The organism is Neorhizobium sp. BETTINA12A, from assembly GCF_023006485.1.
Taxonomy (GTDB): Bacteria; Pseudomonadota; Alphaproteobacteria; order Rhizobiales; family Rhizobiaceae; genus Neorhizobium.
In genome coordinates, this window is sequence record NZ_JALBGW010000002.1 from 26,099 (window position 1) to 38,234 (window position 12,136).

11 protein-coding genes are annotated in these 12,136 nt (G+C 59.8%); 7 read left to right on the forward strand and 4 right to left on the reverse strand.

Translation table 11 applies throughout. From position 1 onward, the window contains the following. Nucleotides 1-353 precede the first annotated feature (353 nt). Nucleotides 354-1,445, forward strand: a complete 1,092-nt coding sequence (locus MOV61_RS01065; RefSeq protein ID WP_247135219.1) for a hypothetical protein — start codon at nucleotides 354-356, stop codon at nucleotides 1,443-1,445. A 246-nt stretch (nucleotides 1,446-1,691) separates the two neighbouring features. On the opposite strand, the gene MOV61_RS01070 is transcribed toward MOV61_RS01065, so the two are convergent. Beyond that, complete coding sequence (locus MOV61_RS01070; protein WP_041366123.1) at nucleotides 1,692-2,660, reverse strand: mannonate dehydratase; 969 nt, start codon at nucleotides 2,658-2,660, stop codon at nucleotides 1,692-1,694. Nucleotides 2,661-3,070: 410 nt separating this feature from the next. On the opposite strand from MOV61_RS01070, the gene MOV61_RS01075 reads away from it, so the two are divergent. The 5 genes from MOV61_RS01075 to MOV61_RS01095 are packed head-to-tail and all read left to right on the forward strand — an operon-like array spanning nucleotide 3,071 to nucleotide 8,135. Then, nucleotides 3,071-4,615 (forward strand): ABC transporter substrate-binding protein, encoded by a 1,545-nt coding sequence (locus tag MOV61_RS01075; RefSeq protein ID WP_408962332.1) that lies wholly within the window; start codon nucleotides 3,071-3,073, stop codon nucleotides 4,613-4,615. Between the two features lie 26 nt (nucleotides 4,616-4,641). Then, nucleotides 4,642-5,670 carry an ABC transporter permease gene (locus MOV61_RS01080; protein WP_247135221.1) on the forward strand — a complete coding sequence of 343 codons (1,029 nt, stop codon included), beginning with the start codon at nucleotides 4,642-4,644 and terminating at the stop codon, nucleotides 5,668-5,670. Beyond that, nucleotides 5,667-6,569, forward strand: a complete 903-nt coding sequence (locus tag MOV61_RS01085; protein ID WP_247135222.1) for an ABC transporter permease — start codon at nucleotides 5,667-5,669, stop codon at nucleotides 6,567-6,569. The genes MOV61_RS01080 and MOV61_RS01085 overlap by 4 nt, the downstream gene beginning before the upstream one ends. Next, entirely contained in the window at nucleotides 6,556-7,401 is an 846-nt protein-coding gene (locus MOV61_RS01090; RefSeq protein ID WP_040125569.1) for an ABC transporter ATP-binding protein, read from the forward strand. The genes MOV61_RS01085 and MOV61_RS01090 overlap by 14 nt, the downstream gene beginning before the upstream one ends. Next, on the forward strand, nucleotides 7,398-8,135 hold the full coding sequence (locus tag MOV61_RS01095; protein ID WP_247135223.1) for an ABC transporter ATP-binding protein: 738 nt from the start codon (nucleotides 7,398-7,400) through the stop codon (nucleotides 8,133-8,135). The genes MOV61_RS01090 and MOV61_RS01095 overlap by 4 nt, the downstream gene beginning before the upstream one ends. Before the next feature lie 59 nt (nucleotides 8,136-8,194). Here MOV61_RS01095 and MOV61_RS01100 read toward each other — a convergent pair whose 3' ends face one another. Then, nucleotides 8,195-9,130: an AraC family transcriptional regulator gene (locus MOV61_RS01100; RefSeq protein WP_247135224.1), complete on the reverse strand. Its 936-nt coding sequence runs from the start codon at nucleotides 9,128-9,130 to the stop codon at nucleotides 8,195-8,197. A 142-nt stretch (nucleotides 9,131-9,272) separates the two neighbouring features. Between MOV61_RS01100 and MOV61_RS01105 the strand changes: the two genes are divergently transcribed. Continuing rightward, nucleotides 9,273-10,157: an NAD(P)H-binding protein gene (locus MOV61_RS01105; protein ID WP_247135225.1), complete on the forward strand. Its 885-nt coding sequence runs from the start codon at nucleotides 9,273-9,275 to the stop codon at nucleotides 10,155-10,157. A gap of 60 nt (nucleotides 10,158-10,217) precedes the next feature. Here MOV61_RS01105 and MOV61_RS01110 read toward each other — a convergent pair whose 3' ends face one another. Continuing rightward, nucleotides 10,218-11,213, reverse strand: coding sequence for a Gfo/Idh/MocA family protein (locus MOV61_RS01110; RefSeq protein WP_247135226.1), 996 nt, complete (start codon nucleotides 11,211-11,213; stop codon nucleotides 10,218-10,220). After that, complete coding sequence (locus MOV61_RS01115; RefSeq protein ID WP_247135227.1) at nucleotides 11,210-12,091, reverse strand: sugar phosphate isomerase/epimerase; 882 nt, start codon at nucleotides 12,089-12,091, stop codon at nucleotides 11,210-11,212. Before MOV61_RS01115 ends, MOV61_RS01110 begins: the two co-directional genes overlap by 4 nt. Nucleotides 12,092-12,136: the final 45 nt, after the last annotated feature.

The window sequence follows — 12,136 nt, forward strand, 5'->3', positions numbered from 1 at the left end:
TGACCGACGCGATAACGAGGTCGTCGAACCGAATTCCGGTTCGAGTGCCTTCAGCCGCCCTGCCCGGTCAGTGCGAAAGCAACCCTCGGCAAGCAGCAGTTCCAACGATCACCAGCTTCGCAAGATCGGCCTACCTTCATCCACAATGGTGTTGTCGGCCTTCGCGGTGCTGACGGGCGGCGGCTACCTATAGGCGAACAAGCGGGAAAACATCTATTCCGCGAATCGATGATTTGTCCTAACCAAGGCGGGATTTTTTTGAAGAGGCATTATGACAAGCAGATTGCCTCGCCAATGCAAAGCTAGAGATAAGTCCGATCAACCGTCGACCGACATAGCTGAAAGCCGCCGTTATGCCCGCGCTCATTTTGCCGAATCGCCCGCTCTCAATCGCCCGCGACGTTATCTCGACACCTGGAGCTTACTTCTGGTCGACCCCCATCATTCTTGCATTGGCTGTTTTCCTCGTCCTCTGGCAAGCGCCGGGGCTCCTGCGCGATTTCCAGATCAGCCGGAATCCCTTGGTGATGGAAGACGGGGATGTTCAAAACGGGCATTGCACGACCCGCAAAGCCATCTTCACCGATTGCGAGGCGCAGCTCGTCTACAGCTATAATGGACGAAATTACAGCTCCGAGGTGAAGATCATGTTCGTAGACTTTCATGTGGGAGACTACGAGACGGATCTTGTGATCTCCACGGATCACCCGGAACTGGCGACCATGAGCCTTGGCCTGGACAAGCTCTGGAATCGGATCATCACCCTTGGCTTGTTCACTGCTCTGCTCGGCGGCATGAGCCTCGGAATGCTGTTCCTGGCTCTGCGGATCTGGCGTGTCAAACGTCAGCTGCGGCGGCCAGCGCTCCTAAAGCCTGTGCCGGTGGAAATCACCGCTTTCGACCGGAAGCGAAACCTCCTCAATATCACCTACAACGACAAGCTCGCCGGCGATAAGACGGGGCGCTCGGTCTATACGCGGATGAGGGACGGCGAAGAGCCGCTGATCGTGGGGGAAGCGAATGGAAAGGCCGTTGGACTGGCCGTCAGGCACGGTAAGACCGCCTTGCCGGTACTTCTGGATGATCGTCTGCAGCGTATCGGGCTGACCGGGGAGGAGCGTGACGCTGCGCTTGCCCCATTCGTGCAGTTTAACGGCGGCCATAACGGACCGGTATTGCTCGATGAGGCTAAAAGGACGATTTCGATCGGCAAGCGGCTGCAGATGTTTTTCGGCACCCTGCTCGTGATCGTGGTCGGCGTGTTCGGTTTCTGGCTTTGGTATGTAACGAGTTCGAGCACGCAGTTTCAAAGCCCGGGGATGGATATCAACAACCTGATGCCGGCGCCGCTGAACGAATGGGGCTGCGGCCAACTAAAGAAACGGTTCGGCCACGATCGAGCGCCGTTTGGCTGCGTCGCAAGCGATTATACAAGCTGGAAATAACAGCTTGGCCGGCCATCGTCTGCTCAAGCCATATCTTTCGCAGACCTAAACCTGGCAATGACTGCCGGTTATTCCAGCCTGCTGCCCAAGTTGTGCATTCGTCTCAATTCCCTCCGCCACCATACGGAGCCGACTGGATTGCCGGCATGGAGTCCGAGCTCCGTTGCAAGACGGGCTGAGCCCGAAGAGCCGCTGAGCTCGGCAGTTTCGATCAACGATGTGGCACATGCGTGGCCGTCGAAGTTGCTATTTCATCGCTTCGAGCAGGGCAGCGATATAACCGTAGCAAAAAGCAAAGGCCACGCCCGTGGGATCGCGGCCGCTTATCGTGGGAACGTGATCCGGCATGATCATGTAGCGATAGCCGACTTCTTTATAAACCTTGAGGGAACGCACCATGTCCATGTCGCCCTCGTCCGGAAAGGTCTCCATGAAAGAGAGCTTTCCGCCCGCGATGTTACGGAAGTGGACATTGAAGATCTTGCCGCGTGTCCCGAACCAACGAATAATATCGTCGATTTCCTGCCCGGGATTGTCCAGCATCTCCCCGATCGAGCCCTGGCAAAAATTGAGACCGTGATAGGGGCTCTCGCGCATCAGCACGAACTTTTTTAAACCCTCAACGGTGCCGAGCACGCGAGTAACGCCCTTGTAGCCGGGCGGGGTGTAAGGGTCATGCGGATGGCAGGCAAGCCGCACCTTGTTGCTCTCCGCGACAGGCACCACCCGTTCCAAGAAATAGTCGATCCGCTCCCAGTTCTCGTCCTCGGACAACACACCTGCCAGGCCCGGTTCGGCCTGCTGGTCGGCCTTGTCCCACCGAAAGGCTTCGTTCAGTGAGCCGCCTCGCCCCGGTTCCATCTGGGTCCGCGGAATGCCGATCAGGTTGAGATTGTATTTCACCGAGGGGATGCCGGCCTTGGCCGTTTCCTCGATCAACCTGCACACCGCGTCGATCTGCCGGTCGCGATCGGGGCCTTTGAGGAGGATATCCGGATAGGACGCCTTCTCGATGGGCTGCGAGGGAAGCGGAAGCTGGATCATGTCGAGGATCAGCCCGAAGCTCTCGATCTTGTCGCGATGACGCTCGAGATCTTCCAGCTTCCAGCTCGAAGGCGCGCCGGGCGGGTCTGCGCAGATGTGTTTCAATCCCAACTGAGCGAAAACACGGTAGTCGTCATCATCTCTCGCGCCAACTTGTGTGCCGACATACATTTTAGCATCCTCCCAAGCCTCTCACATATCATACGACCTATTATGATTTTTATCGGCTGTCGAGCACCTTCGCGCAGTCCGGCGTCCAGACCGCTGGACGGACATATCACGGGACGGGTTCCCGCCGCCGACGGGCTGTCTTTCGGGCTCTCGGCGAGAGACTGCGCGATAACACGCATTATCAAATGGTTATCCTGAGTTACTTTACCCCGAAGATCTCCAGGAAGGCTTGCCCAAGGTCCGGACTGCAGCCTGATGAGCGATTCCGGCAAAGCTTGCCATCCCTCAGAAAGTCCGCTAAGTCATCATACAACGCTTAAAACAAGCGGCGATGCCCTTGGCCAACTCTGGGAGGAGTTACAATGAAATATCTTTGCACTCGATTGCTCGTCGGCGCCGCTTTCGCTGTCATGTCGTTCGGCATGCCAGCAGCTTTTGCCGAGACGCCGGCCAATCAGCTTGTTATTGCGACGTCGCTTGCCCAGGTTCTCTCGCTGGATCCGCATCAGGCAACGGAAGCCAAAGCCAACGAGATCATGGCAAACCTCTACGATCGCCTGGTTTCCACCGACGGTTCGGGAAAGATTTCCCCGCAGCTCGCCGAAAAATGGGAGATCGACGACAAGGGCATCACGTTCCATCTGCGCAAGGCGGAATTCGCCTCGGGCAACCCGGTCACCTCCGCGGACGTGGTATACTCGATTACCCGCCTCCTGAAACTCGACCAGGCCGCCGCCGCCAATCTCAAGCGTGTCGGCTACAACGGCGGCAATGTCGAAAAGCTGGTAACGGCGCCGGACGAGAAGACCGTGCGCATCGACCTTTCCGGCGAGGTCACCTCCGAGCTCCTGCTCTATCGGCTGGCAATGGTCATCGCCAGCGTTGTCGACAGCAAGGAACTGAAGAGCCACGTCGTCAACGACGACTGGGGTAATGCTTGGTTGCGCACCAATTCGGCAGGCTCGGGCCCTTTCACGCTGAACAAGTGGACGCCGAACGAGATCGTCATCCTCGACGCGAACAAGAATTACGTCGCCGGACAGCCGAAGATGCGCCGCGTCATTGTGCGCCATGTGCCTGAGAGCCAGGTCGAGCGGCTGATGCTCGAGCGTGGCGATATCGACATCGCAAGCGCGCTGACCGCGACCGACCTAGCAACCTTCACCGGCAAGCAGGGCTATGAAATCCAGCGCGTCCCAACAGGGGGCTTTTATGTCCTGTCGATGAACGCCAGCAAGGAGCCGCTTTCCAACCCCAAGGTCCGCGAAGCGATCGCCTACGGCATCGACTACAAGGGCATGGAAAAGGCCATCATGGGGCCGTACGGCCGCGCACGCACGGTTCCCGTTCCGGAAAACTTCGAATTTGCCATTCCGAGCCCGGATTGGAAGCTGGACGTGGCAAAGGCAAAGGCGCTGTTGGCCGAAGCCGGATACAAGGACGGCTTCACGGTGAACCTGAAGACGATTGCCCAGACGCCGCGCATCGATCTTGCGACCGCTATCCAGGCGTCGCTCGGCCAGATCGGCGTCAAGGTCAATATCATGCAGGGCAATGGTGCGGATATCATCGCCGCGCACCGGGCGCGAGATTTCGATCTGCTGATCCCGCAGACGGGTGCCTATATGCCGAACGTCCTGGGCGCGATGGAGCAATTCTCCAGCAATCCGGATAATTCGCTGAAGGCCAACAATGCCGGCAACTTCGTATGGCGCTCCGGCTGGGACATTCCCGAACTGACGGCCATCACCGCCAAGGCTGCGCTGGAACCGGATGCGAAGAAGCGCGGCGCCCTTTACGTTCAGATGCAGGAAATGTTCGTTGCCCAGAAGCCTGCTGTTCTGCCGCTCTTCGAACGATATGAGCCGATCGTTCTGACGAGCCGCGTGCAGGGTTATGTCGGGCATCCGAGCCAGACGACACGTCTCGAAGGCGTCGCGAAGACCGATAAGTAACTTAGCGTCAGATCAGGCAGCCGATCATGAAGGAACTTTCGTTAGCCGAGCTGGGACGACGACTTATCCATCTGATCGTCAGCCTGTTCATCCTGTTGTGCGTCACCTTCGTGATCGGTCGCGTCATGCCGACCGATCCGGTCGGGGCCATTGTCGGCGAACTCGCCGATCCGAAAGCCTACGAGGCCATGCGCGTTAGGCTTGGCCTCGATCTGCCGCTCTATCAGCAATTCTTCGTCTATGTCTGGGGACTGCTGCACGGCGATATGGGCACAGCCATCCTGACCGGCAACGCGGTCACCAAGGACCTGTCGCAGGCATTCCCGGCAACGCTGGAACTTGCAACGCTCGCGGTGTTGATTTCCACTCTGATCGGCGTTCCTCTCGGCCTGGCGGCCGGTCTCTTCAGGGATAGCGCGGTCGACAAATTTGCGCGCGTCTTCGCACTGGTCGGGCATTCGATCCCGGTCTTCTGGTTCGGTATCGTGGGCTTGGTTATCTTCTATGCCGGCCTCAACCTGGTCGGTGGCCCCGGTCGCGTCGATGTCTTCTATGAAGGCCTGATCGAACCGACCACGGGACTGATGCTCGTCGACAGCCTGCTCGAAGGCGAGACGGACATCTTCTGGAACGCCCTGTCGCATATCATCCTGCCGGCCTGCATCCTTGCCTATATGGCCATGGCCTATATCACGCGCATGACCCGGGCATTCACGCTGGAGCAGCTCAACCAGGACTATGTCATCGCCGCGCGCGCCAAGGGCGTCGGCCCGGTCCGCACCGTCATCAGCCACGTCCTGCCCAATATCGCGGTTCAATTGATCACGGTCCTCGCGATCTCTTACGGCAACCTTTTGGAAGGCGCGGTGGTGACAGAGATCGTGTTTTCATGGCCCGGCATCGGTCAGTACATGACCAACGCCCTCATGATCGGCGACATGAACGCAATTCTCGCGGCGACCATCATTGTTGGTTTCATCTTCATGCTCCTGAATTTCATTGCAGACATCGCCTACGCGCTTCTTGATCCGCGCACCCGGGAGGCCGCACGATGAGCAATATCATTCAGGACGACGCCATCATTCAGCCGCCGGCAATCGGCACCCGGATATGGAACTCGACCTCTCGCATTCTGCGCAAACTCGCCGACGAACCACTTGGCATGGTGGGCTTCATCATCCTCGCCATTCTGGTCGTGGTCGCAATCTTTGCGCCGTGGATCGCACCTTACGATCCCGCGGCCCAGACATTGGGCGACGCGCTTCAGCCTCCGAGCCTCGCGCATCTCGCCGGCACGGACGAATTCGGACGCGATATCTTCAGCCGTCTCGTCTACGGCACGCGCATCACCATCCAGACCGTCTTGTCCGTCTCGGTGATTGTCGGCCCGATCGGCCTCGTCATCGGCGTCGTCGCGGGCTTTTTCGGCGGACGCACCGATGCCATTCTGATGCGGGCCACGGATATAGTCCTGTCGTTTCCGTCACTGATCCTGGCGCTTGCCTTCGCCGCTGCTCTCGGGGCAGGCTTGGGAACCGCGATCGTTGCCATTTCGCTGACGGCCTGGCCGCCGATCGCCCGACTTGCACGCGCGGAAGCGCTCGTCGTGCGCAACGCGGATTACGTGGCGGCCGCAAGGCTTTACGGCGCTTCGCCATTGCGCATCCTGTTTCTCTACATCGCCCCGATGTGTATTCCCTCGGTGATCGTGCGGCTGACGCTCAACATGGCAGGCATCATCCTGACGGCTGCCTCCCTCGGCTTCCTCGGTCTCGGCGCACAGCCGCCGCTGCCGGAATGGGGTGCGATGATTTCCAGCGGGCGTAAATTCATGCTCGATTATTGGTGGGTCGCGGTGATGCCCGGCGTCGCCATTCTGTTGACCAGCCTTGCCTTCAACATCGCCGGAGACACGCTTCGCGATCTATTGGACCCGCGCCATGCCAGATCTTGAGGAAATGCCCGTCCTGTCCGTTCGCGGCCTGAACGTCCGCTTCGGCCGAAACTCCATTCCGGCGGTCTCCAATGTCAGCTTTGATGTGGGGCGGGAGCGCATCGGCATCGTTGGTGAATCCGGCTCGGGCAAATCGACCACCGGCCGCGCCATCATGCGGCTCTTGCCGCAGCGCGCCGGCGTGACCGCCGAGCGAATGGATTTCCTCGGCAGCCCGTTGCTGGAAAAGACCGAACGGCAGATGGGCGCTCTTCGCGGCAAGGATATCGCCCTGATCATGCAGGATCCGCGTTATTCGTTGAACCCTGTCCTGACCATCGGAAAACAGGTTGCCGAGGCTGCAAAGCTGCATCTTGGCGTCGGTGGCAAGGCTGCCGTTGCGCACGCCCGCGACATGCTGGCGAGGGTGCGCATCAACGATCCCGATCGCGTCCTGTCTCTTTACCCACACCAGATATCCGGCGGCATGGGCCAGCGGGTGATGATTGCGATGATGCTTCTGGCGCGCCCCAAGCTCGTGATCGCCGATGAACCGACGTCTGCACTCGACGTCAGCGTACGCAAGGACGTTCTGACGCTGCTCGATGAACTGGTGCGGGAGAACAATTCCGGCCTGATCCTCATCAGCCACGACATCCGTATGGTCGCTGCTTTTTGCGAGCGCATTCTGGTCATGTATTCTGGCCGCGTCGTCGAAACGCTGAGCAAGCTCGAAGATGCAGCGCATCCCTACACCCGGGGCCTGATCGCTGCGATGCCTGATCCCAAACATCCCGTCAGACGCCTGAAAGTCCTCGATCGCAAATCGATCGAAGTGGAGACCAATCCATGATCAAGGTCGAAAACCTCGATGTCGTCTATGGCTCCAAGGATAAAAGCAATCATGTCGTTCGCGGTGTCAGTTTCGCCGTGAGCCGCGGCGAAGCGCTCGGCATCGTCGGTGAATCCGGTTGCGGCAAATCGACGGTGCTGCGCTCGCTTGCCGGCCTCGAGGGCGCATGGACTGGATCGATATCGTTTGACGGCAAACCGGTCGGCAAGGTGCGGACACGCGACGAGCTGAAGCTTGCCCAGATGGTGTTTCAGGACCCCTACGGCTCGCTGCATCCACGCCACCGCATCGGCACCGCACTCGCCGAACCCATCAGGTCGATGGGCGCTGGCGACGGTTGGACAAGGGTCGCGGAGGCACTGCAACAGGTCGGCCTGCCGGTGCATTTCGCCGGCCGTTTCCCGCATGAACTCTCCGGCGGCCAGCGTCAGCGCGTAGCGATTGCACGGGCGCTGATCCTGTCACCGCCGATCCTGCTTCTCGACGAACCGACTTCGGCGCTCGATGTCTCGATCCAGGCGGAAGTGCTCAATCTGCTGGCGGACCAGCGGGAGGAGCGCAATCTGACGTTCATTCTCGTCAGTCACGATCTCTCCGTCATCTCCCATATGTGCGATCGGGTCCTCGTCATGCAGAATGGCGTGTTCGTCGACGAACTCACCAAGGCGGATCTGCAGGCGGGCGTGACCCACGCGAGCTATTCCCACGAATTGTTCGACGCAAGTTTTTTGTAGCACCGTGCACTCCGAGCCGACGACGTCTCCGCCGTAGCGAAAGACGCTGTCTATCCGGATCAGGGTGCGAGCTGTGTTTCAGGAGAGGTGTCCACCTGTCCGCGATATTCTCGCGGCGAGCACCCGACCACTCGCTTGAACGCCTTGCTGAAGGCGCTCTCGGACTGGTAGCCGAGCGCCGGCGCGACAACGGAGATGGGATCATTTCCCTTTTCGAGCCGGTCGCAGGCAAGAAGCATGCGCCATCGCGACAGATAGTCGATCGGTGTCTCTCCGACAGTTGCCCTGAAGCGTTCCGCAAATACCGAGCGTGACATGCCAGCTGTCTCGCCAAGCTCCGTCAGCGTCCAATGTCTTGCAGGGTCAGCGTGAATGGCCCGAATTGCGCCGCTCAGGCGTTTGTCCGACAAGGCAAAGAACCATCCCGTGCCCTGATGACCGTTTGCGAGATGCATGCGAAGCGCCTGGAGCAGCATCATATGCGCAAGATGTTGAGCCATGAGGTAGCCGCCAGGCTGGTTTAAACGAACTTCCTGCATCATGCGTTCGATCGACCAGCGCAAGGCGTCCCGCTCCGCTTCCTGGCTGAGGTGCACGATGGGCGGCAACATCTCCAGCAGCAGTTCGGCATGATGACCACCGACCGCAAAGCGGGATCCCGTCAGGGAAAAACCACCCCCTCCGTTGATGGTCACCATTCCGCCGGCACGGGCTGGCGGAAAGATCGTGGAGGCATCGATCGAGGGCAGATTGAGGTCGCTTGCAAGCCGGAACGGCAATCCGCGCGGAAGCACAAAGCAGTCACCCTGCTCGAGGCGTACCGGATCGCGGACGCTATCGACGGCCAACCAGCACCCGCCCGACTGGATCACATAACATTTGATCTGGCGTTGCTGGTCGCCGAACCGGACCGACCAATCCCCGCCGGCATCGAAGCCGGACGAAATGGTGCTGCTGGGTTTTAGCAGGGTGAGAAGCTCGGACAGGGGATCCATACGTTTTCCGGACGATCGCGACGATAATCAAGACCATGGAGCATGGATCGTCTGCGAGCAACGCCTTATTTGTTTCGGCGAGCCACGGCGTTGGTCCTGAACAAGGAACGACATCGACCCGCGAGAACATAAGGAGCATGCCATGATTGTAGTCACGACCCCTACGGGCGATATCGGCCATCAGCTCGTTGAGAATCTGCTTGAGAACGGCGCCGCCGTACGCGTCATCGTCCGCGATCCATCCAGGCTATCCGATTCCATTCGCAACCGGGTTGAGATCGTTTCGGGTTCCCATGCCGATGCCAATGTCGTGAACCAGGCGTTCGAGGGCGCCGACGCAGTCTTTTGGCTGGTGCCTGCCGACTCGAAGGCAGACAGCGTCACGGCCGCCTATGTCGATTTTAGTAAGCCGGCCGCCGAAGCGTTGAAGGCCTGCGGCGTCAAACGCGTCGTCAGCGTCAGTGCGCTCGGTCGAGCGACCCCGCTCGCCAACCAGGCCGGTTATGTCACGGCCTCGCTTGCGATGGACGACCTGATTGCGGCCACTGGCGTGAATTTTAGGGCGCTGACCATGCCGTCGTTCATAGACAACACCCTCATGCAGGCTGCGGTGATTAAGGCCCAAGGAGCGTTCTTTTCGCCGATCGACGGCGACCTGAAATTGCCGAGCTGCGCTACCCGCGACATCGCGGCCGTCGCATCGCGACTGCTGCTCGACGAGACCTGGACAGGTCAAGAAGAAGTCGCGGTCCTCGGTCGAGAGAACATCTCCTTCAATGACATGGCGGACATCATGTCCGATGTGCTCGGCAGGCCGATACGGTTCCAGCAGATTCCGCTCGACGCCTATAAAGCCCGATTCTTGCAGTTCGGGTATTCCGAAGCAATGGCCCAGGGAATGACAGACATGGCAGACGCGAAGAACCGCGGCCTCGACCTCGGCGTCGCGCGAAGTGCTGACAACACCACGCCCACGAGCTTCCGCCAATGGTGCGAAACGACGCTTCGCCCGGCGATCCTCGATTGAAAGCCGGGCGTCCAAAGTAAGGAGACGGCAACGTGCTGATGACAGGTGCGTCAGGTCAGATCAAAGTGCCAGTTCGCGCCGCATCGTTTCCAGCCGCTCCATGGCGATGACGCCTTCGGCGATCGTCGGGGCGGGCGTCGAAGCTCCCCCCAGGGCCGGGACGACGTCGGCCAGCAATGCGTGATATCCTTTCGGGTCCTCGTTGGCGGCTGCGGTAAAGTTCGGCTTCCAGGTCAGCGTATCGCAATCCTCCTTCAGCGTCGCGCCGAGGTCGTCGATCTTGAAGGGCGGGTTGCGGTGCCAGCGGATCTCGATCACGTCGTCCACCTCGATGCGCTGATGGTCGCCCATCAGCTCGATCCGCTCGACCGGAGTGCCCCGCGACTGGACTGTACCCATGGCGATATTGCCGATCGCGCCGCATTCGAATTCGAAAGCCACATGGAAAAGCAGGCGTCCCGGGGTCTTTTCGACCTTGCGGGTGGAGATCGAACGAACCGGTGAAACCAGGAAGGACACAAGGTCCATGTAGTGGACGCAGTGGTGCAGGAAGAAGCCGGTGTAATCGACGTTGCCGACGAAATAGCCGGGGGCTGTCATGTAGTAGCCGGTCAGGCCCAGCACGTCCCCGAAGCGTCCGGATTTCACGATGTTCGCCGCCATGCGGTTGCCGATCGAATATCGCTTCATGAACCCGATGAGCAGCGGCTTCTTTGCCTTTTCCGAGGCGGCCAGAAGCTCCCGCGCACCGGCGGCAGAACCCGATGGCGGTTTTTCCATGAAAACCGACAGGCCCCGTTCGAGCGCCGCCTTGCCGAAGGCAAGATGCTGATCCGGCCCGACGGCCATTCCGACCGCATCGATTCCGGGTGTCGAAAGCAACGTCTGGGCATCCGTCGTCAGATTGGCGACGCCGAATTGCCGGCCGGCATCCTTCAGACGCTTGCCGTCGATATCGCACATCGCCACGAGCTCGACATCATGGCGCACGAGCTGGGGAAGCAGCATCTGGGTTGCGTGGATACCACAACCGATCCAACCGATTTTCAAAGTCATCGACGATATTCCGTAAGCAGGAGATGGGATTTCATGAATGCGCTGGAGGCTGCGAGGCGATTGCTTTCGTCCTCGTGCGGCGGGCGCCACTGGGCAAACGGCACCCCGAAACGGTCGTCACTGCGCCGGAACGGCTCGAGCGATACCGGCCCCTTGTAACCGACCTCGTGAAGGGCGCGGCAGACTTCGACCCAGTTGGTCATTCCCGTTCCCGGGAAGCCGCGGTGGTTCTCATTGGCCTGGAAATGCACGAGACGGTCACCTGCAAGGAGGATCGCCTCGGCGATCGAGCTTTCTTCCATGTGCATGTGGAAGGTATCGAGCATCAGTTTGACGGCCGGGTTATCGACCGCGTCCAGCAATTCCATCGCCTGCTGCGTCGTGCAAAGCACATCGCTTTCGAAACGGTTCAGCGGTTCGACGGCCAACAGCACGCCGGCCTTGCCCGCATAATCGCCAGCCTCTTTCAGACCCCTGACGCAGCGTTCCTTCCGGGCCAGCCTTTCGGTTTCGTCGACCGGCTGCGGGGGGCGTCCGGCGAAAACCAGCGGATTTCCGGTCAGCGGGCCTCCGACGATCTTCGCGCCCAGGCCGGCGGCGCAATCGACCGTGTATTTCAGGTAGTCGATACCGGCGCGATGGGCCTCGGCATCCGCCGATGCGAGATTGCGCTGCAGGTTGACGCGGGCGGCGAGCACCACGCCGAGGCCGGCATCGTCGAGCGCCCTTTTTGTTTCCCCGATGTCGAGTTCGCCGATCTCCGGAACCAGAAGCTCCACAAAATCAAAACCGTGCTCACGCATCTTCTCAAACAGCCGGAAATGCTCGGCCGTAAAAGGCCTCGCATATTGCATGGAAATCAACCCGATGGGGTTCATTGTCATTTCCTTTTCAAATCCTCGATAGTTCCGTTGTTCTTTCTG

Excerpts from the sequence above, each read along its gene's own strand:
- MOV61_RS01065 (WP_247135219.1), top strand. The coding sequence starts at position 354 with ATGCCCGCGCTCATTTTGCCGAATCGCCCGCTCTCAATCGCCCGCGAC.
- MOV61_RS01070 (WP_041366123.1), bottom strand. The coding sequence starts at position 2,660 with ATGTATGTCGGCACACAAGTTGGCGCGAGAGATGATGACGACTACCGT.
- MOV61_RS01075 (WP_408962332.1), top strand. The coding sequence starts at position 3,071 with ATGTCGTTCGGCATGCCAGCAGCTTTTGCCGAGACGCCGGCCAATCAG.
- MOV61_RS01080 (WP_247135221.1), top strand. The coding sequence starts at position 4,642 with ATGAAGGAACTTTCGTTAGCCGAGCTGGGACGACGACTTATCCATCTG.
- MOV61_RS01085 (WP_247135222.1), top strand. The coding sequence starts at position 5,667 with ATGAGCAATATCATTCAGGACGACGCCATCATTCAGCCGCCGGCAATC.
- MOV61_RS01090 (WP_040125569.1), top strand. The coding sequence starts at position 6,556 with ATGCCAGATCTTGAGGAAATGCCCGTCCTGTCCGTTCGCGGCCTGAAC.
- MOV61_RS01095 (WP_247135223.1), top strand. The coding sequence starts at position 7,398 with ATGATCAAGGTCGAAAACCTCGATGTCGTCTATGGCTCCAAGGATAAA.
- MOV61_RS01100 (WP_247135224.1), bottom strand. The coding sequence starts at position 9,130 with ATGGATCCCCTGTCCGAGCTTCTCACCCTGCTAAAACCCAGCAGCACC.
- MOV61_RS01105 (WP_247135225.1), top strand. The coding sequence starts at position 9,273 with ATGATTGTAGTCACGACCCCTACGGGCGATATCGGCCATCAGCTCGTT.
- MOV61_RS01110 (WP_247135226.1), bottom strand. The coding sequence starts at position 11,213 with ATGACTTTGAAAATCGGTTGGATCGGTTGTGGTATCCACGCAACCCAG.
- MOV61_RS01115 (WP_247135227.1), bottom strand. The coding sequence starts at position 12,091 with ATGAACCCCATCGGGTTGATTTCCATGCAATATGCGAGGCCTTTTACG.